Genomic DNA, 18,181 nt, shown 5'->3' on the forward strand with positions numbered 1-18,181 from the left:
TAGGGAGGGCGCAGTGCCTGAAAAACTGAAGGTTCTGGTGGTCGGCCTCGGCAATATGGGGGCGTCGCATGCCAGCGCCTACCATCGGCTCGACGGCTATGAGATCGTCGGTCTGATGAGCCGGTCGATCAAGGGCAAGACGATCCCCGATGAGCTTGCCGGCTATCCGCTGTTCGAGGATTTCGACGCAGCACTCCGCGACGCCAAGCCGGATGTCGTCTCGATCAATTCCTGGCCGAACACGCACGCCGAATATGCGCTCAAGGCGATGGATGCCGGTTGCCACGTCTTCATGGAAAAGCCGATCGCCACCAATATCGCCGACGCCGAAAAGGTCGTCGCCAAGGCGCGCGAGAAAAACCGCAAGCTGGTGCTGGGCTATATCCTGCGCGTGCACCCGTCCTGGATCACCTTCATCGAGAAGGGCCGGACCCTCGGCAAGCCGCTGGTCATGCGCCTCAACCTCAACCAGCAAAGCAGCGGCCCGGCCTGGTCGTGGCACAAGAACCTGATCGATTCCCTGATTCCGATCGTCGATTGCGGCGTGCATTATGTCGACGTCATGTGCCAGTTGACCGGCGCCAAGCCGGTGCGTGTCCACGGGATCGGCGCCAAATTGTGGGCGGACGCCGCCAAGCAGAATTACGGTCATCTCCACGTCACTTTCGACGACGGTTCGGTCGGCTGGTACGAGGCCGGTTGGGGCCCGATGATGAGCGAGATCGCCTATTTCGTGAAGGACGTGGTCGGCCCCAAAGGCGCGGTCTCCATCGTCGCCGGTCAGTCGGAAAACGACAAGCAGGCCGACGAATTGTCGAATTCGGCCGATATCGATCAGCATACCAAGACCAATGCCATCAAGATCCACTATGCCGATGTCGATGACGACAAGAATTTCGTCAAGAAAGACGAAATCCTAAGCATGGAGGACGAACCCGGCCACCAGGAGCTTTGCGATCGCGAACAGGCATTCCTCCTGCGCGCCATCCGCGAGGATCTGGATCTGTCGGAATCCATGGACGCCGCCGTCAACTCCCTGCGCATCGTGCTCGCCGCCGAGCAGAGCATCGAGGAAGGCCGCGCCATCGAGCTTTCCTGACGCCGTCGCCGCCGGGTCAAGGGCCCGGCGGCCGGCTTTCGACCCGCAACCGTTCCGCCCGTCCGCACGCTCGATGCGGCGGCGACTGCGCGTGCCCGGGCGTCACTTTCTTTCGACAGGAGGATACGACATGCCGACAGTCACCGAATCCCTGCTTGAGACCTACACCGAGTCCGACGCGCTCGGTCTGGCGGAGCTTGTGCACAAGAAGGAGGTTTCGCCGGCCGAACTGGTCGAGGCGGCGGTCACGCAGATCGAGCGCCTCAATCCGCGCCTCAACGCGGTCGTCCATCGGCTATACGACATGGGCCGCGCGCGCGCCGAGAGCGTCGACACGGCCGCGCCTTTCGCCGGCGTGCCTTACCTTCTGAAGGAGCTGGCCTCGTCCTGGGAGGGCGCGCCGGTCACCAATTCCTCCGCCTATTTCAAGGACGTCGTCGCGCCTGCCGACAGCGAGGTCGTCGGGCGCATCAAGCGCGCCGGGCTGGTTTTGGTCGGCAAGTCGAACGCGCCCGAAAACGGCTGGTCGATCGCCACCGAGCCGAAGCTGTACGGCCCGACCGTCAATCCCTGGAACGAGGAGGTCACGCCCGGCGGGTCGAGCGGCGGCACCGCCGCTGCGGTCGCCTCGCGCATGGTGCCGATCGCCGAGGCGAGCGACGGCGCCGGCTCGATCCGCATTCCCGCCTCGTGCTGCGGCATTGTCGGGCTGAAGCCCTCGCGCGGCCGTGTGACGCTGGCCCCGCTCGGCGACTACTGGTACGGCGGCGCCTATTTCCTGTGCTGTACGCGCTCCGTGCGCGACACCGCCGCCTATCTCGATGCCGTTGCCGGCGCCCTGCCGGGCGATCCCTATACGCCGCCGGTGCCGGCCGAGAGCTGGCTGGACTTGTCGCGGCGCACGCCGAAAAAACTGCGGATCGCCTATTCGGTGACCCCGCCCAACGGTACGGCCGTCGACCCGCAGGTCAGGGCCGCTGTGCTGAACACCGTTGCGACGCTGGAAGGGCTCGGCCATCAGGTCGAGGAATGCGATCTCGACCTCGACGGCGACGCGGCCTGGAGGACCTATACCGACATGACCTGCGTGCAGACCGCGGCCATGTTCGACTGGCTGGAGCCCGCGGTCGGCCGTCCCGTCACGCCGGCCGATGTCGAGCCTGTCACCTGGGCGATCATCGAGCGCGGCCGCGCCACCAGCGCCACCAAGCACATCACCGATGTCGAGGGGATGCGCCAGATCGGGCGTGCGATCGTCGGCCAGTTGCAGCCGTTCGACCTGTTCGTCACGCCGACCCTGACGCAATTGCCGCGCCCGGTCGGCTATTACGACATGTCCGAACCCGACATCGACCGCTACAACGCCAAATGGGCCGATTCCGCCTTTGCCTTCCCCTTCAACATTTCCGGCCAGCCTGCGATCTCGCTGCCGCTGGCCTGGTCTGAAGAGACGATTCCGATCGGCGTCCAGCTTGTCGGCCGCTACGGCGACGAGGCCACCGTTTTGGCCGTCTCCGCACAGCTCGAGGAGGCCATGGCCTGGCGCGACCGGCGCCCGCCGCTCGGCGCCTGATTGCCTTGGCCGGCGGCCGCTTTGCGGTCGCCGGCATGACGAGAGCCTCGACGCGCCCGAGAGGGCCTCATTTCAGATACCAGCCCCAGGGTTCGGCACTGGTGAATTCGGTGATCTGCTTGGTTTCGAGATAGTTTTCGAACCCCCAGCGACCGAGCTCGCGGCCGATGCCCGACTGTTTGTAGCCGCCCCAGGGCGCCTCGGTGAAGGTCGGCTGCGAACAATTCACCCACACGATGCCCGCGCGCAGCGCGCGCGCCACGCGCGCGGCGCGATCCCGGTCCTGGCTCATCACCGCCGCGGCCAGGCCGAAGCGGCTGTCGTTGGCGAGTGCCACCGCCTCGTCCTCGGTGGCGAAGCGGCGCACGGCCAGAACCGGACCGAAAATCTCCTCGCGCCAGGCGTCGCTGTCGAGCGGCACGTCGCACAGAATGGTCGGCGCCACGAAATAGCCCTTGTCGAAGCCTTCCGCCCGGCCGCCGCACAGTAGTTTTGCGCCTTGTTCGCGGCCGCGCTCGATCGCGCCCAGAACCTTGCGGAACTGCCCCTCGCTGACCAGCGGGCCGAGCAGCACGCCCTCGCGGTCGCCCGCTCCGATCGGGATCCGGCGCGCCTCGTCCACCAGGCGCTCCATCAAACGCTCGTAGAGCCCTTCCTGCACCAGGAGCCGCGAGGTCGCCGAACAGACTTCGCCCTGGTTCCAGAATATGCCGAACAGGATCCATTCCACCGCGGCCTCGATCGAGGCGTCGTCGAAGACGATGAAGGCGGATTTGCCGCCGAGCTCCAGCGAGATGTTTTTGATGTCGCGGGCGGCGGCGCGCATGATTGCGCCGCCGGTCGGCACCGACCCGGTAAACGCGATCTTGTCGACCATCGGATGTGCCGTCAAAGGCGCGCCCGCTTCGGCGCCGGTGCCGGTGACAATGTTGAGCACGCCGGCCGGCACGCCGGCCTCGGCGACGATCCGGCCCAGCTCCAGTGCGCTGAGCGGCGTCAGCTCGGAGGGTTTCAGCACCATGGTACAGCCCGCCGCCAGCGCCGGCGCGGCCTTCCAGGCGGCCATCAGCAGCGGGAAGTTCCACGGAATGATCGCGGCCGCGACCCCCACCGGCTCGCGCCTGGCAAGTGCGGTGAAACGCGTATCGCCGAGCTGCACCGGCTCTTCCTGTTCGCCGTCGAAGCGCGCTGCCAGTTCTGCGTAAAACTCGAAACACCCCGCCGCATCGTCGATGTCCCAGGCCGCCTCCGGCAGGGGTTTGCCGTTGTCGCGGGTTTCCAGCGCGGTCAGATCGTCGGCGCGGGCCCGGATCCCGGCGGCGATGGCGCGCAGATATTGTGCCCGCTGGGCGCCCGTCAGACGGGGCCATGGACCGTCGTCGAAGGCTTTGCGCGCGGCCCGCACGGCGTCGTCGATATCCTCGCCATTGCCGGCGGGAACCTGCGCGAAGCGCTCTTCGCGCGCCGGATCGACGACGTCGAGATAGGTTCCGCTGCGCGGCGCGCGGAAGGCGCCGTCGATGAAGAGATGGTGCGGCATGAAGTCTCCTTTGGATGGGCATGAACCGCGGTTCGGCGGCCAGGCTTGGTCCGGCGTCGGGTGCTCAGTCCGGGCCGTGATCGATGAAGCGCGGTGAGGGCAGGTTAAAGGCGGTGTTGCGGTTCGACAGCACGTCGATCTCGCGCTGCAGCCACTCTACAAAGGCCCAGGCAAGAGGCGATTCGCGCCGCGCGGGGGTGATGATGAAATAGGGATGCGGAGCCGGCACCTCCACGTCGAACAGCCGTACGAGCTGTCCGCGTTGCAGGGCCCCGCCGGCAAGGATCGTGTCGCTGATGGCGATCCCGACACCGTTGATGGCGGCATGCAGCGTGAGATAGGCGTCCGGCAGATACAGGTTCTTGGCGCTGGTCAGTCCGCTGAGCCCGGCGGCCAGAAAATAGCGCGACCAGTCGGTTCGGCTCAGTTCATGGATCAGGACATGTTTGGCCAGATCCCGCGGCCGGCGCAGCGGTTCGCCCTGATTGAGCAGCCGCGGGCTGCAGACCGGAAAATACTGAATGTTGCCCAGCATGGCGAGCCGAGACCCCTCGAAGCGGGAATCGCCGAAGGTGATGATCAGGTCGACCTCGTCTTCGCGCGCCTCGCTCAGCGGCAGAAGCCGCAGCGAGATCGCGCTGCTGTGGACCAGGAAGCGGTCGAGCATGGTGGCGATCCGCGACAACAGCCCCGGCGCGCAGGCAATCCGCAGGACGCGCGGCTCATTGTCCTCCGGTGCGCTGAACTGCAGATTGTCCAGGATCTCGAAGGCCGGGCCAATCTGGCGCATCAACTCGCGCCCTGCCTGGGTAAGTTCGGCACCGCTGCCGCTGCGTTCGAGCAGCTTGCAGTCCAACTCCTCCTCGAGCCTGCGCACCTGATGGCTTACCGCGCTGTGCGTCACGTTCAGCGTCTGTGCGGCACGGCCGACCGAGCCCTGCCGGCCGACAGCGTGGAACGCGCGCAATGCGGTCAGGGAGGGGGGATGGGTCATTCCGGGCGCAAATCATCATTTTTGACAAAAACTCACATAAACGCACGAAAAATTTTCGCTTGATGTGAGCATGACTCACGAACATGGATAGGACAAACCTATGGACGGATCAAGGGAAGCCCCCATTCGATGACTGCGCCTTTCGTGAAACTGGACGGGCTCGGCAAAATCTACGGCCGTATCGCGGCTCTGGACGACGTGTCGCTGACAATCCGGGAAGGGGAGTTCCTGACCTTTCTCGGCCCGTCTGGCTCTGGCAAGAGCACCACGTTGATGGCGCTGGCCGGCTTTATCGACCTCAATCGCGGCCGTGTTCTCTTGGAGGGGCGCGACATTACCGGCCTGCCGCCGGAAAAGCGCGATTTCGGCGTGGTCTTTCAGGGGTATGCGCTGTTTCCCCACATGACCGTGGCGCAGAATGTCGCCTATCCGCTGAAGATCCGGCGCGTCGCCGGCGCGGAAGCCGACACGCGCGTGCGCGAGGTGCTCGAGCGGGTCGGCCTGGCGGCGATGGCCGACAGGCCGGTGGCACGCCTGTCCGGCGGCCAGCAGCAGCGCGTCGCGCTGGCGCGGGCCTTGATCTTCCGGCCGAAAATGTTGCTGCTCGACGAGCCGCTTTCGGCGTTGGACCGGCGTTTGCGTCAGGAGATGCAGCAGGAACTGGCCAGGTTGCACCGCGATTTCGGCACCACCTTTTTGTTCGTCACCCACGACCAGGAAGAGGCGTTGGCGCTGTCGGATCGGATCGTGGTCTTCAACCAGGGCCGGGTCGAGCAGATCGGCACGCCGCAGGAAGTCTACGACCGGCCGGCCAACCGGTTCGTGGCCAATTTCCTCGGCGACATGAATCTGATTCCGGTCCGCGCCGAGGCGCGCGAGGGCGATGTCACGATCTGTCTTTCCGGAACCCGCCGGCTGCGGGTGCGCGAGGAGGTCGCGCCGGGGGCGCAGGGCTGGCTGGCGTTGCGCCCCGAACGCATGGGCCTCAGCGAAACGCAACCCGACGGCAACGCGCTTCCGGCCACCGTCACCACCATCACCTATCAGGGTACGCATCTCATCCTTCAGCTCGAGGCCGAGGACGGGCTGGCGCTCGATGCACGGCTGGCGGTCACCGATCCGCTCGCCGCGCGGCTCGCCGCCGGCATGGCGGTCTGGTGCCACTGGCCCGAGGAGAGCGGTCACGTCATGACCGAATGAAGCGGGAGCCGACAGGGCGACCGCGAACGATCAAAGAGAGGAGACAGGACATGAAGGAAAAGCAGGAATTTTTGGAGGACGCGCTGATGGTCGCGGCCGAGCGCATGAAGCGCGGTCGCCTCAGCCGCCGCGGCTTCAATGCCGGCCTGGCGGCGCTGATGGGCAGTGCCGTGATGGGCGCGGCGCGGCGCGCGCACGCCGACACAGGGCGCGTGGTGGTCGTGAACTGGGGCGGCGACGCTGTGCCGGGGTTCCAGAAAGCCTATGCGGGCTTCGGCGAGGCGTCGGGCCTGGAGCTTCTGGTCGATGGCAGCGGGCCCTCCGAGGGCGCGGTCAAGACCCAGGTCAACAGCGGCGCGGTGCGTTGGGACGTGTGCGACGGCGAGATGTATTCCGCCTACCGCCTCGGCCGTGACGAATTGCTCGAGGCGCTGGACTACGACGTGATCGACAAGTCGCTGATCGATTTCGGTGACGTGCACGACCACGGCGTGGCCAACTACACCTATTCCTACGTCATTGCCTTCGACACCGAGGCCTTCGGCGACCGCCGCCCGACCTCCTGGAAGGATTTTTGGGATGTCGAGACCTTCCCCGGCAAGCGTACTTTGTACCGCTGGATGAGCGCCAATCTCGAATGCGCGCTGCTGGCCGACGGCGTGACACCGGAGGAGCTCTATCCGCTCGACGTCGACCGCGCACTGGCCAAGATCGAGGAATTGCTGCCGCACATCCTGACCCATTGGGCCACCGGTGCGGAATCGCAGCAGCTTCTGCGCGACGGCGAGGTCGCCATGGGGCAGGTCTGGAACACGCGCGCGGCCCTGATCAAGGAAGACACCGGCGGGCGGGTCGACTGGACCTTCGACGGCGGCATCATCTCGCCCTCGGTGTGGATGGTCCCCAAGGGCAATCCGGCCGGCGCCAAGGCGGCGATGGATTTCATCGCCTACGCGCTGCGCCCCGAGGTGCAGGTCAAGCTGATGGAGGCCTATGCCATGGGGCCTGTCAGCGCTGCGGCGAACGATCTTTTGTCGCCCGAACTCGCTTTGGCCAACCCCACCTCGCCGGAAAATTTCAGCAAGCAGGTCCTGCTCAACAACAAGTGGCATGCGGACCATTACGGGGAGACGCTGGAGCGTTATCTCGCGCTGATCGGAGCCTGACTTGATGGCCAGCCCGACCTCCGAAACCCTGAAAATCTGGGTTTTCCTGATTCTGCCGCTGCCGGTGCTCGTGGTGCTGGGATATGTCGTCCCGACCGCGGGCGTGCTGGGCTGGAGTTTCACCCTGCCCGAGCCGGGGGTGCAGAATTATGCGGCGGTTTTGGAAGCGCAACGCCTGCAGACAGTGATCTGGCGCACGTTGCGCATCTGTCTGCTGACCACCGTGATCAGCGTCGGGCTGGCCTATCTCATTGCATATCGCTGGCGTTTCGCCACGCCGCGCGGCCGGCAACTGATCGAACTGGTCGTGCTGGTCTCGTTCTGGCTGTCGATGCTCATCCGCGCCTTTGCCTGGCTGGTGCTGCTGCGTGGCGACGGGGTCATCAACCAGACATTGCTGTGGCTCGGCCTGATCGAGGCGCCGCTGCCGCTGGTGCGCAACGAGTTCGGCGCGGTGCTGGGCATGGTGCATTTCATGGTGCCGTTCGCCGTGCTGCCGATGCTCAATTCCTTCCGCGAGGTCGACGACCGGGTATTGAACGCGGCCCGTTCGCTGGGCGCCACGCCGGGCCAGGTGCTGCGCGACATCTTCTTTCCGCTGACGCTGCCCGGCATGGCGGCGGCCTCCGGCATCGTCTTCATCTTTTCCCTGGGTTCTTTCGTCACGCCGGCGCTGCTCGGCGGCGGCCGGGCCGTGATGCTGGCCGAATATATCTATCTGCAGATGTTCCAGCTTTCCAATTGGGGCATGGGCGCGACGCTCGCCATCGTGCTGATGGCCATGGTGGTGGTCACGGCGCTGATCTTCGGACGCCTGTTCGGCTTCAAGAACATCGTGGGAGGGCTGAAATGAGCCAGGGTCGTCACTCCGGCTTGCGCCCGGGCCTGCTGCTCAGCCGGCTCGCCCTGGTTCTTGCCTGCGTCTTCCTGCTCTTGCCGATCCTGATCGTCATCCCGCTCTCCTTCGGCGATCAGCGTTATCTGGCCTTTCCGCAAAACGGGCCGTCGCTGCGCCACTACCAGGCGCTGACGGTCGATCCCTGGCTGGGCTCGATCCTGCAGAGCCTGTCGATCGCGGCGACGGTGGCGCTGGTCTCGACCCTGCTGGCGGCGATGTTCGTCACCGGGATCTGGCTCAGGCGTCGTTTCGGCACGCTGTTGACCGGGGTCGTTTTGCTGCCGATCATCGTGCCGCAGGTCGTTTCGGCGATGTCGTTTTATTATCTCGGCGCCCAATTGGGCTTGCTCGACAGCTTCGCCGGCGTCGCCTTCGGCCATCTGTTGATGGTGTTGCCCTATTCGGTCATCACCCTGCTCGTTGCCTATAATCGCATCGATCCGGCCATGTTCCGCGCCGCCCGTTCGCTCGGCGCCTCGGTCGGCAGGGCCGTCTACGACATCCTGCTACCCAATCTGCGTCTCGGCCTCGCCTCCAGCTTCTTCATGGCCTTCCTCATGTCCTGGGACGAGGTTGTGGTGACGCTGTTCATCAGCGGGCTCGACGTCATCACCCTGCCCAAGCGGATCTGGGACGGCTTGCGCTACAGCCTCGACCCGGCGATCGCCTCGGTCTCAACGACAATGGTGGCGCTGACCCTGATCGTCATGGTGGCGCGCCTGATACTGGCCGAGCGGACCGAGCGGGCGCGGCGCCTCGACCCCGACGATTGACGTCGGCCATCTCTTCCATCCTTACGCAACTGCTTTTTTTCTGAAGGAGCACCAACGATGCTGACCGCGTTTCCCGCGCATACCTACCGCGCGCGTCTCGAAGCCGTGATGAAACGCATGGAGTCCCGCGGGCTCGATGCGCTGGTGGTCAACTTTCCCGACAACATCAACTATCTCAACGGTTTCGACAGTCTTGGCTTCCTCTGGTACCAGGCGCTCATCCTGTCGCCGAAACTGGCTGCGCCGGTCTTCATCACCCGCACCAGCGAGATTCCCACCACCTGGGAACTGTCCTGCGCTCAGGAGGCCGTCTTCTACGACATCGCCACCCAGGACCCGTTGGAGATCGTCGCCAACATCTTGAAGGATTGCGGGCTCGGCGCGGGGCGTATCGGCCTCGAAATGACCGCCTTCACCTTCACGCCGGCGCAGTACAACGCCCTGCGCGGCCATCTGCCGGAGGCCGACATGCAGGACGCCTCGATCGTGGTGGCCGAGGAGCGCCTGATCAAGTCCGACGAGGAACTGATGTTCCAGCGCAGCGCCGCGCGCATGGCCGACGTCGGCATGCGCGCGGCCTTCGAGGCGCTGCGGCCGGGCGTGTCGGAGATCGAGATATCGGGCGTGGTCGCCCAGGCTCTGGCCGAGGCCGGCAGCGAATACGCCGCCATCAGCCCGATGTGCGCCACCGGGCGCCGTTCGACCATGACCCACGCCATGCCGCATCGCCAGGTGATCAGCGAAGGCGACATCGTCATTCTCGAACATGCCGGCGTCTGCAACCGCTATCACGCCATCCTGATGCGCACCGCCGTGATCGGCAAACCCGCCCCGCGCGTCAGGGAGGTGGCCGACCTGTTGTCGGAATCCTTCCGCGCGGCCATCGACGCGGCCAAGCCCGGCACGCCGGTCGGCAAGGTCAACACGGTCTGCAACGAGATCCTCGACCGTCTCGACCTGTCACGCACCCGCGTCCACCGGATCGGCTACAGCCTCGGTCTCGCCTATCCGCCGACCTGGCTTGAGGCGATGATGCTCGACGAAGCCGACGACCATGTTTTTGAAAAGAACATGTCCTTCTCGGTCGAGCCCAACCTGTCGCTTTACAGCGAGGGGTTCGGGCTCAAGCTGGGTGATACGGTGGTCTGCGGCGAGACCGGTTCGCAATCCATGTCCGAGCTGTCGCCCGACCTGGTGGTGATCGACTGATGGCCGGGGAGGCGAAGCTGGCCGTGTTCTGGCACCCCGCGGTGCTGGAACACGACACCGGGGAGGGGGTCTTCGAGGCCCCGCCCTCCGCGCTTCTGGCCGAGCAGGTGCGCCATCCCGAAAGCGCGCCGCGGCTCGCCAACATGAAATCGCTTTTGGAACGCGGCCCGGTGCGCGAGCGGATCGCCTGGCACGACGGCCGGCTGGCGACCGACGCCGAGTTGACGCTGTTCCACGCGCCGGCCTATCTGGACGAAATCCGCGCGGCCGATCGCGAGGGACGGCGTTTTTCCGCAACGACGCTGATGTCCAAAGACAGTTTGCGCGGGCTGCTTGCGGCGGCCGGCACGACGGTGGCGGCGCTGGAACATCTGTGCGACACCGGTCAGGTCAGCATGGCGCTGATCCGCCCGCCGGGCCACCACGCCGCCCCGGCCATGGCGGACGGCTATTGCTTCTTCAACAATAGCGGCATCGCCGCGCGCGTGGCGCAGCGCCGCGGCCTGGCGCGCGTGGCGGTGATCGACTGGGACGTGCATCACGGCAACGGCACGCAGGAGGGGTTTTACGACGATCCGGACGTGCTCACCGTTTCACTGCATATGGATCACGGCGCCTGGGGGCCGACCCATCCCCAGACCGGCGGCACCGAGGAGACCGGTCGCGGCGCCGGCATGGGCGCCAATCTCAACCTGCCGCTGCCGATGGGGTCCGGCGACAAGGCCTATCTGGCCGCCTTCGACCGTTTCGTCCTGCCGGCGCTCCAGCGTTTCGGCCCCGATCTGATCATTATCGGCAACGGCCAGGATCCCGGCCAGTTCGATCCCAACGGGCGTCAGATCGTCACCATGGCCGGCTTCAACGCGCTCGCGCGCCGGGCCCGGGCCGCGGCCGACAGGCTGTGCGGCGGCCGCTTGCTGGTCGTCCAGGAGGGCGGCTACAACCCCGCCTACGCGGCCTATTGCCTGCACGCCACCGCCGAAGGTTTCCTGGACCTGCCGTGCGGCCTCGCCGACCCGCTGGCCTTCATGCCGGAGCCGGATGCGCGCGTGGAGGCCGATATCGCAGCGCTCGCCGAACGCCTCGCCGCCAGCGGCTGGCGTTTCGATCCGTGAGCGGGCCGGGGCGAGCCGACGCGATCGCGCGGCCGGCCCCGTGCGGTCGCCTGACCGGCTCAGCGCAGGATGAAAAACACTTTGCGCACGAAACTCAGATTTTCCCATGTGCCGCGAAAGCCGCGCTCGACCACGAAACTGTCGCCGGGGCCGAAGCGTCGCGCCCGGCCTTCGGCGTCGGTCAGCCGCACCTCGCCTTCCAGGATATGGCAAAGCTCGTCATAGTCGCACACGCAGCGTTCCAGATGCGGCTCGGCTTCCCAGATGCCGGCGAGCGCACCGCGCTCGGGCGCGGAAAAATGCCGCCAGCTCGTGCTGCGATAGGGCGTGTCGACGGCCTTCGGGTCGTCGGTGAGCGTTTCCATCGGTGCGGTACGGCCGGGCTCGAAAGTCAACACATGGGTTGGCTGGTCGGTCATGGTGATGTGCTCCGTTCAGGAATCGAAACCGATGCCGAGCCGGTCGAGGCCGCGCAGCAACAGCGCGCGCCGGCCGGTCTCGTCCTCGCGCGCCAGCAGCTTTTGCACCAGTGCGACCGACAGCGCCCGCAACGGCTCGGGAGGAAAGGGGACCGGGCGGGTGGACAGCATCGCCAGGCGCGTGCGCTCGGTGCTCTGGCCGTCGAGATGGTCGAGCATGGTCAGCGCGGCGAACCGGCTCGCCGAGACGCCCTGGCCGGTAAAGCCCATCGCATAGGCGATCCTGCCGCGCGCCGCCAGGCCGGCGAAGAAGGTCGTGCGCGCCGAGGTGTCGATCACCCCGCCCCAGGCATGTGTGAAGGGAACATCGGCGAGCGGCGGGAACGCTTCGGCGAATTGCCGCGCCAGGAGGTCGAAGCTCACCGGCCGCTGCGTGCGCGCCTCGTCGCGCGCCCCGCCGAAATGATAGATCGCGTCGTAGCCGCCCCACAGGATGCGGTTGTCGCGGGTCTTGCGCGCATAGTGGAACCGGTTGCCGGCATCGGCCACGCCGTAGCGTCCGAGCCAACCGATCGAGGCCAACTCGTCCGCGCTCAGCGGACGCGTCACGATGGCGTAATCGTAGACCGGGATTACCGCCCCGGCGAGACGGCGCAGCAGCGGTTTGGCCACGTTGGTCGCCAGCGCCACCCGCGCGCAGCGCAGCGCGCCCGCCTCGGTCTCCAGCACCACCGCTTCGCCGGTGCGTATCGCGCTCACCGCCAGCCCCTCGCAAATCTCCACGCCCTGGCTGAGGGCGGTGTCGCGCAAGCCGGCGACCAGCTTCGCCGGGTTCAGAACGGCGTAGTTCGGTTCGAACAACCCGGCTTCGAACAGCGGCGAAACAAGCTTTTCGCGCAGGGCATCGCCTTCCAGCGCCATCGTCTCGATGCCGAACGCGGCACAGGTGCGCGCGGCCGCCCGCAGCCCCTCGCGCTGCCAGGGAAACTGCGCAACCGTCAGTTTGCCGCAACGTTCGAACTCCGCGTCGATGCCCAGCCGTTCCAGGTCGGCCTGGAGTTGGTCGAGATTGTCGCGTCCCAGCCTGACCAGTGTCTCGGCCTCGCGCGGCCAGCGTTGTTTGGCAACCGACGGTCCGTGCGAGATCGACGGCGCGCAAAATCCGCCATTGCGTCCGCTCGCCCCCCAGCCGCAGAAATCGCGTTCGATCACCACGATGCGCCAGTCGGGGTGGCGCCGCCGCGCTTCGATCGCCGTCCACAGCCCGGTGAAGCCGCCGCCGACGATCGCCAGGTCGCAGCGTTCCGGCAGCGGCGCCGCGCTGGCAGGCAGCGGGGCGAGCCCGCTATCATGCGTCCAGAACGGTGTCGCCAGGGCGCCGGCAAGGCCTGGGTGCTCGGTGCCGCGAACCAAGGCCGGTTCGGCGGCGAGGGCGGGTTTTTGAGTCATGGCGTCGGAGCTCGTGGCTGGACCTTGATGGCGCGTCTCTTGTCCGAGCTAGCCGCATCTCCGCCCGCCGCCAAGCGGCCAGGCGTGTCAGCGGTCCCGCAGCCGCGGCAATGCCGGCGACGGGGAGGCGCGCATGGAAGCTGACGCCGGACTGCGCGCCGACGGAGAGGAGACCGCACGATCCGCGCTGACGCGGCGCGTGGTCGCCGCCTATCGCGCGGCCTGGCGGCAACGCGACGCTACCGCGATGGCGGCGCTGTTTGCGCCGGACGCCGTTTATGTCGACCATTTCCAGCGCCGCCGCGTGCCGGGGCCGCAGATCGAGGCCTATTTGCGCGCCGCCATGCCGCCGCCGCGCCGCGCCCCGCTTCAGCTTTACCGCGATCGATTGCGCGTCGACGGCGACACCGCCTTCTTGCGGTATCGCATGGCCATCCCGGACATGGCGGCACACGATCAGGCCGGGATCGAGATTTGCGAGATTTTCGAGCTGAGCGGCGAGCGGATCGTGGCGGTCGAGGAAATGTGCAGTCTTGCCATGCCGGAGCTCGACGGCGGGCAGGCAGACCGACGCGCCGCTCCCCGGCCGGCCGCCTTGCGGCTCGGCCTGTCGCTGCCGCAGATCGGCGCGCTTGCCGCCGACCTCGACGACTATTTCGCCGGAGACGGTCCGGTGCGCCGGCCCGATTTGCAACTGGCCGATGTGGCGCGCGAGACCGGCTACACGCGCAACCAGATTTCCTATTATTTCAACACGATCTTGGGCACGCGCTTTCTCGATTTCGTCAATGCGCGCCGCCTGGCGGTCTATGAGAGCTTGCGGCGCGCCAGGCCGCGAGCGCCGGCGGGCGGGTTGGCGCAAGCCGCCGGCTTCGGGTCGCTCTCGACCTTCTACCGGGTCCGCCAGCGGCTGCACGGCTCAGGGGCGCCTTGCCGTGCGACGGGAGAGGGGGATGCGCCGTGAAAGCCTGCCCGTCGCCCAGGCCGGACGCATTGATCCGCTCGGTGCGTCTCGGTGCCAGGCGGTCGCCACCGACGGGGAACGGTCGGCGCAGGCGGATCATGTTCCCCGGTCGTCGATCAGCGGGTTGGGTTTGGCCAGCGTCACCAAACCGTCGAGATCGTTCAGCCGCACGGCCGCTCCGTCGACGTCGACACCGTAGGGCTTGAGCGTGTTGAACGCGCGCGAAAGGTTCTCCGGCGTCATGCCGAGCAGCGAGGCGATGGTGCGCTTGTCGTAGGGCAGTTCGAGCGAGCCGGTCGCGCCCTGTTCGCTGTGATAGCGCAACAGCCGGTTGGCCAGGCGCTCGACGGCGGTGCGCAGCTTGAGGTCCTTGTGCTCCTTGACCACGCCGCGGTAGCAGCCGGCCAGGTCCTGGACGATGGCGCGCGCGAAGGCTTCGTCGCGCTCGAAGGCGGCGCGGACGTTCTGGGAGGGAATGAGCAGAATGCGCGACTTTTGCACCGTGCGCGCCGACATCAGATAGACCGCATCCTTCAGCACAGCCGCCAGGATGAAGGTGCCGACCGGCCGCACCAGCGCCATCGTCGTCTCCCGGCCGTTGGAACGGGCATAGAGCTCCACGCACCCGTCGGTCACGACATAGAGGAAGTCGGCAGGATCGCCTTCGGTAATCAGGTCGAGTTGGGCGGGAAAAGTCTGCAGATAGGCGGCCTGCATCAGCGTCTCGAAATTCGATTCGCCCATGCTTTCGAACAAGGGCAAAGACCGCATCTGGGGCAGGTCGCTGGTTCGCAAGCTTTCAATCCTTGATAATTGTCAAGCCGCCGATTGAACTAGTAGCAGCGGTCAATTCGCTGTTCAACCGGCCGGCTTGATGCACAGTCGTGCACTTGTTGCCATTTGCCTGCGCGCGCTTTGTTTCTCATTGAACGGAGCCGCGGATTGATCCGGATCAACTGCGCCGGCCCCGATCACCCAAAACTTGATCCGTCGTTTCGAAATTGCGGCGCTTTCGTTCGCAGGAGAAGGGGACGGGATCATGCATTCGCTCTCAGGCGTATCGGCCGGACAACAGACCCGGATGCTCGGAATGAGCACGATCGCTTTCACCACGTGTTTCGCGGTCTGGACCATCTTTTCCATCATCGGCGTCAGGATCAAGCAGGAGCTTGGTCTCACCGACACCGAGTTCGGCCTGCTGGTGGCGACACCGATCCTGACCGGCTCCCTCAGCCGCATCTTCCTGGGCATTTGGACGGATCAGTATGGCGGCCGGATCGTCTTCACATTGGTCATGCTGCTGACTGCCGTTGCGGCCTGGCTTTTGTCCACCGTTTCCACCTACGGGATGTTTTTGGTCGCGGCCCTCGGCGTCGGTCTTGCCGGCGGGTCGTTCGCCGTCGGCATAGCCTATGTGTCGCGCTGGTTCCCCAAGGAGCGCCAGGGAACCGCGCTCGGCATTTTCGGGGTCGGCAATGTCGGCGCCGCCATCACCAATTTCGGGGCGCCGTTTCTTCTCGTCGCCATCGGTTGGCAGTCGACGGCAAAGGTCTATGCCGTGGTGCTGGCCATCATGGCGATTGTCTTTTTCCTGTTCACCAAGGAGGATCCCGCGACCGCCGCGCGCAAGGCGAGTGGCGAAAAGGCCCGTTCGACGCTGCTGGAGCTCGAGCCCCTTCGCAATCTCCAGGTCTGGCGTTTCGCACTCTATTATTTCTTCGTCTTCGGCGCCTTTGTCGCGCTGGCGCTGTGGCTGCCGCGTTATCTCGTCGGCGTCTACGGCCTCGACATCAAGTCGGCCGGCATGATCGCTGCCGCCTATTCGGTGCCGGCTTCGATCTTCCGCGCCTATGGCGGTCACCTGTCCGACAAGCACGGTGCGCGCTCGGTGATGTACTGGACCTTCGGCGTGTCGGCGGTGCTGACCTTCATGCTGTCCTATCCCGATACCGACTATATCATCCACGGCACCCAGGGCCCGATCCAGTTTTCCACCAGCATGAGCCTGGCGCCCTTCGTCGTGGCGATCTTCGTGCTGGGCTTTTTCATGTCGCTCGGCAAGGCGGCGGTCTACAAGCACATTCCCGTCTACTATCCCGACCATGTCGGTGCGGTGGGCGGCTTGGTCGGCATGATCGGCGGCCTTGGCGGTTTCGTCCTGCCGATCGCCTTCGGCGCCATGCTCGATCTCACGGGTGTGTGGACGACTTGCTTCATGCTTTTGTTCCTCATCGTGGCCGTGGCGATGGTGTGGATGCACTTCTCCATCCGCGCGATGGAGCAGAAGGCCCTTGCCGAGGGCGTGGTCGATCTTCCCCAGCTTCCCGAGATGCAGCCGATCCACGAGGGCGAAAAGCACGCCGGTCTGGCCGGCGTGCTCGACGACTGGCGGCCCGACGACGACGCCTTCTGGAACGACCGGGGACGCCGGATCGCGCGCCGCAATTTGTGGATTTCGATCCCGGCCCTGCTTCTGGCCTTCTCGGTGTGGATGGTTTGGTCGGTCGTCGTCGCCAAGCTGCCGGGAATAGGTTTCGACTACTCGACTGACCAGCTCTTCTGGCTCGCCGCCCTGCCTGGCCTGTCGGGGGCGACGCTGCGCATCTTCTATTCCTTCATGGTGCCGATTTTCGGCGGCCGCCTGTGGACGACGTTGTCGACGGCCTCGCTGCTGATCCCGGCTTTCGGCATTGGCTATGCGGTCCAGAACCCGGACACGCCGTATCTGATCTTCCTGGTTCTGGCGCTGCTGTGCGGTTTGGGCGGCGGCAATTTCGCCTCTTCCATGGCCAACATCTCCTATTTCTTCCCCAAGAAGGAGAAGGGCAACGCCCTGGCGCTCAACGCCGGCCTCGGCAATCTGGGCGTCAGCGTCATGCAGTTCCTGGTGCCGGTCGTCATCTCCACCGGAACTTTCGCCTTCGCCTTCGGCGACGGACAGACGGCCACCGACGGCTCGATGATCTGGCTGCAGAATGCCGGTTTCGTGTGGGTGCCGTTCCTGATCGTGGCCACGATCGCCGCCTGGCTCGGCATGAACGACATCGCCGCCGCGCGGGCCTCCTTCGCCGAACAGTCGATCATCTTCTCGCGCCTCCACAACTGGGTGATGTGCGTTCTCTACACCGGCACGTTCGGCTCCTTCATCGGCTATTCGGCGGGTTTCCCCTTGTTGATGAAGACGCAGTTCCCGGATGTGAACGCCTTGTCCTATGCCTTTCTCGGGCCCCTTGTCGGTGCTCTCAGCCGTGCCGGAACCGGCTGGGTGTCCGACCGGTTCGGCGGCGGCCGCGTGACTTTGTGGACCTTCGCCGGCATGATCGTGGCGGTCTGGGGCGTGCTGCAGTTCCTGCCCGAGCAGGGTGTCGGCGGCAATTTCTGGGGGTTCTTCGCCTGCTTCATGGCGCTGTTCTTCCTGACCGGCGTCGGCAACGCCTCCACCTTCCAGATGATCCCCTCCATCATGCGCCTGGAAGTCCCGCGCCTGATGCCGGAGCTGGGCGAGGCCGCCCGCCTCAAGCAGGCCGAGCGTGAATCGGCGGCGATCATCGCCTTCACCTCGGCCATCGCCGCCTACGGTGCGTTTTTCATTCCCAAGGCCTACGGCACGTCGATCACCATGACCGGTGGGCCCGAGATGGCGCTGTGGGGCTTCCTGGTCTTCTACGTGGTCTGCACCGTCCTGACCTTCATCTTCTACACGCGCCGCGGCGGCCTCTTATACGCCGCGGAACGAACCCCGGCGACGCCGGCAACCCAACCCACGCCGGCCGAGTAAGGAG

General features: G+C 65.9%; 15 protein-coding genes. 10 read left to right on the forward strand and 5 right to left on the reverse strand.

The window, feature by feature from the left end; translation table 11 throughout:
* Nucleotides 1-13 precede the first annotated feature (13 nt).
* Nucleotides 14-1,099 (forward strand): Gfo/Idh/MocA family protein, encoded by a 1,086-nt coding sequence (locus tag EP380_RS06205; RefSeq protein ID WP_127597406.1) that lies wholly within the window; start codon nucleotides 14-16, stop codon nucleotides 1,097-1,099.
* 130 nt (nucleotides 1,100-1,229) lie between these two features.
* The gene (locus tag EP380_RS06210; protein WP_127597408.1) at nucleotides 1,230-2,672 is read left to right on the forward strand and encodes an amidase; all 1,443 of its coding nucleotides are present in this window, start codon (nucleotides 1,230-1,232) and stop codon (nucleotides 2,670-2,672) included.
* Between the two features lie 67 nt (nucleotides 2,673-2,739).
* On the opposite strand, the gene EP380_RS06215 is transcribed toward EP380_RS06210, so the two are convergent.
* Together EP380_RS06215 and EP380_RS06220 are read right to left on the reverse strand one after the other, a co-directional pair.
* Nucleotides 2,740-4,212: an aldehyde dehydrogenase family protein gene (locus EP380_RS06215; protein ID WP_127597410.1), complete on the reverse strand. Its 1,473-nt coding sequence runs from the start codon at nucleotides 4,210-4,212 to the stop codon at nucleotides 2,740-2,742.
* A 64-nt stretch (nucleotides 4,213-4,276) separates the two neighbouring features.
* Nucleotides 4,277-5,206 (reverse strand): LysR substrate-binding domain-containing protein, encoded by a 930-nt coding sequence (locus tag EP380_RS06220; protein ID WP_127597412.1) that lies wholly within the window; start codon nucleotides 5,204-5,206, stop codon nucleotides 4,277-4,279.
* Between the two features lie 129 nt (nucleotides 5,207-5,335).
* On the opposite strand from EP380_RS06220, the gene EP380_RS06225 reads away from it, so the two are divergent.
* The 6 genes from EP380_RS06225 to EP380_RS06250 are packed head-to-tail and all read left to right on the forward strand — an operon-like array spanning nucleotide 5,336 to nucleotide 11,567.
* Complete coding sequence (locus tag EP380_RS06225) at nucleotides 5,336-6,406, forward strand: ABC transporter ATP-binding protein (protein WP_127597414.1); 1,071 nt, start codon at nucleotides 5,336-5,338, stop codon at nucleotides 6,404-6,406.
* 50 nt (nucleotides 6,407-6,456) lie between these two features.
* Entirely contained in the window at nucleotides 6,457-7,572 is a 1,116-nt protein-coding gene (locus EP380_RS06230) for an ABC transporter substrate-binding protein (RefSeq protein WP_127597416.1), read from the forward strand.
* Nucleotides 7,573-7,576: 4 nt separating this feature from the next.
* Nucleotides 7,577-8,425 carry an ABC transporter permease gene (locus EP380_RS06235; protein ID WP_127597418.1) on the forward strand — a complete coding sequence of 283 codons (849 nt, stop codon included), beginning with the start codon at nucleotides 7,577-7,579 and terminating at the stop codon, nucleotides 8,423-8,425.
* Nucleotides 8,422-9,243 carry an ABC transporter permease gene (locus tag EP380_RS06240; protein WP_127597420.1) on the forward strand — a complete coding sequence of 274 codons (822 nt, stop codon included), beginning with the start codon at nucleotides 8,422-8,424 and terminating at the stop codon, nucleotides 9,241-9,243. The genes EP380_RS06235 and EP380_RS06240 overlap by 4 nt, the downstream gene beginning before the upstream one ends.
* A 57-nt stretch (nucleotides 9,244-9,300) precedes the next feature.
* On the forward strand, nucleotides 9,301-10,452 hold the full coding sequence (locus tag EP380_RS06245) for a M24 family metallopeptidase (protein ID WP_106569712.1): 1,152 nt from the start codon (nucleotides 9,301-9,303) through the stop codon (nucleotides 10,450-10,452).
* A complete protein-coding gene (locus EP380_RS06250) occupies nucleotides 10,452-11,567 on the forward strand; it encodes an arginase family protein (protein WP_238719748.1) in 1,116 nt (371 codons plus the stop codon). The genes EP380_RS06245 and EP380_RS06250 overlap by 1 nt, the downstream gene beginning before the upstream one ends.
* Nucleotides 11,568-11,626: 59 nt before the next feature.
* Here EP380_RS06250 and EP380_RS06255 read toward each other — a convergent pair whose 3' ends face one another.
* Together EP380_RS06255 and EP380_RS06260 are read right to left on the reverse strand one after the other, a co-directional pair.
* Entirely contained in the window at nucleotides 11,627-11,986 is a 360-nt protein-coding gene (locus tag EP380_RS06255; protein WP_127597422.1) for a cupin domain-containing protein, read from the reverse strand.
* 15 nt (nucleotides 11,987-12,001) lie between these two features.
* The gene (locus EP380_RS06260; protein ID WP_127597424.1) at nucleotides 12,002-13,435 is read right to left on the reverse strand and encodes an NAD(P)/FAD-dependent oxidoreductase; all 1,434 of its coding nucleotides are present in this window, start codon (nucleotides 13,433-13,435) and stop codon (nucleotides 12,002-12,004) included.
* Between the two features lie 133 nt (nucleotides 13,436-13,568).
* Here EP380_RS06260 and EP380_RS06265 point away from each other — a divergent pair, with 133 nt between their 5' ends.
* A complete protein-coding gene (locus tag EP380_RS06265; protein ID WP_127597426.1) occupies nucleotides 13,569-14,399 on the forward strand; it encodes a nuclear transport factor 2 family protein in 831 nt (276 codons plus the stop codon).
* A 96-nt stretch (nucleotides 14,400-14,495) separates the two neighbouring features.
* Here EP380_RS06265 and EP380_RS06270 read toward each other — a convergent pair whose 3' ends face one another.
* Nucleotides 14,496-15,194: a cyclic nucleotide-binding domain-containing protein gene (locus EP380_RS06270; RefSeq protein ID WP_106569708.1), complete on the reverse strand. Its 699-nt coding sequence runs from the start codon at nucleotides 15,192-15,194 to the stop codon at nucleotides 14,496-14,498.
* Nucleotides 15,195-15,438: 244 nt separating this feature from the next.
* Between EP380_RS06270 and EP380_RS06275 the strand changes: the two genes are divergently transcribed.
* Nucleotides 15,439-18,177, forward strand: a complete 2,739-nt coding sequence (locus tag EP380_RS06275; RefSeq protein ID WP_106569707.1) for a nitrate/nitrite transporter — start codon at nucleotides 15,439-15,441, stop codon at nucleotides 18,175-18,177.
* The last annotated feature ends 4 nt before the right edge of the window (nucleotides 18,178-18,181 follow it).

This window comes from Nitratireductor alexandrii (assembly GCF_004000215.1).
Lineage (GTDB): Bacteria > Pseudomonadota > Alphaproteobacteria > Rhizobiales > Rhizobiaceae > Mangrovimarina > Mangrovimarina alexandrii.

What these genes read in the sequence shown, in the direction of transcription:
- EP380_RS06210 (WP_127597408.1), top strand. Translation starts at nt 1,230, where the DNA reads ATGCCGACAGTCACCGAATCCCTGCTTGAGACCTACACCGAGTCCGAC.
- EP380_RS06215 (WP_127597410.1), bottom strand. Translation starts at nt 4,212, where the DNA reads ATGCCGCACCATCTCTTCATCGACGGCGCCTTCCGCGCGCCGCGCAGC.
- EP380_RS06220 (WP_127597412.1), bottom strand. Translation starts at nt 5,206, where the DNA reads ATGACCCATCCCCCCTCCCTGACCGCATTGCGCGCGTTCCACGCTGTC.
- EP380_RS06225 (WP_127597414.1), top strand. Translation starts at nt 5,336, where the DNA reads ATGACTGCGCCTTTCGTGAAACTGGACGGGCTCGGCAAAATCTACGGC.
- EP380_RS06230 (WP_127597416.1), top strand. Translation starts at nt 6,457, where the DNA reads ATGAAGGAAAAGCAGGAATTTTTGGAGGACGCGCTGATGGTCGCGGCC.
- EP380_RS06235 (WP_127597418.1), top strand. Translation starts at nt 7,577, where the DNA reads ATGGCCAGCCCGACCTCCGAAACCCTGAAAATCTGGGTTTTCCTGATT.
- EP380_RS06240 (WP_127597420.1), top strand. Translation starts at nt 8,422, where the DNA reads ATGAGCCAGGGTCGTCACTCCGGCTTGCGCCCGGGCCTGCTGCTCAGC.
- EP380_RS06245 (WP_106569712.1), top strand. Translation starts at nt 9,301, where the DNA reads ATGCTGACCGCGTTTCCCGCGCATACCTACCGCGCGCGTCTCGAAGCC.
- EP380_RS06250 (WP_238719748.1), top strand. Translation starts at nt 10,452, where the DNA reads ATGGCCGGGGAGGCGAAGCTGGCCGTGTTCTGGCACCCCGCGGTGCTG.
- EP380_RS06255 (WP_127597422.1), bottom strand. Translation starts at nt 11,986, where the DNA reads ATGACCGACCAGCCAACCCATGTGTTGACTTTCGAGCCCGGCCGTACC.
- EP380_RS06260 (WP_127597424.1), bottom strand. Translation starts at nt 13,435, where the DNA reads ATGACTCAAAAACCCGCCCTCGCCGCCGAACCGGCCTTGGTTCGCGGC.
- EP380_RS06265 (WP_127597426.1), top strand. Translation starts at nt 13,569, where the DNA reads ATGGAAGCTGACGCCGGACTGCGCGCCGACGGAGAGGAGACCGCACGA.
- EP380_RS06275 (WP_106569707.1), top strand. Translation starts at nt 15,439, where the DNA reads ATGCATTCGCTCTCAGGCGTATCGGCCGGACAACAGACCCGGATGCTC.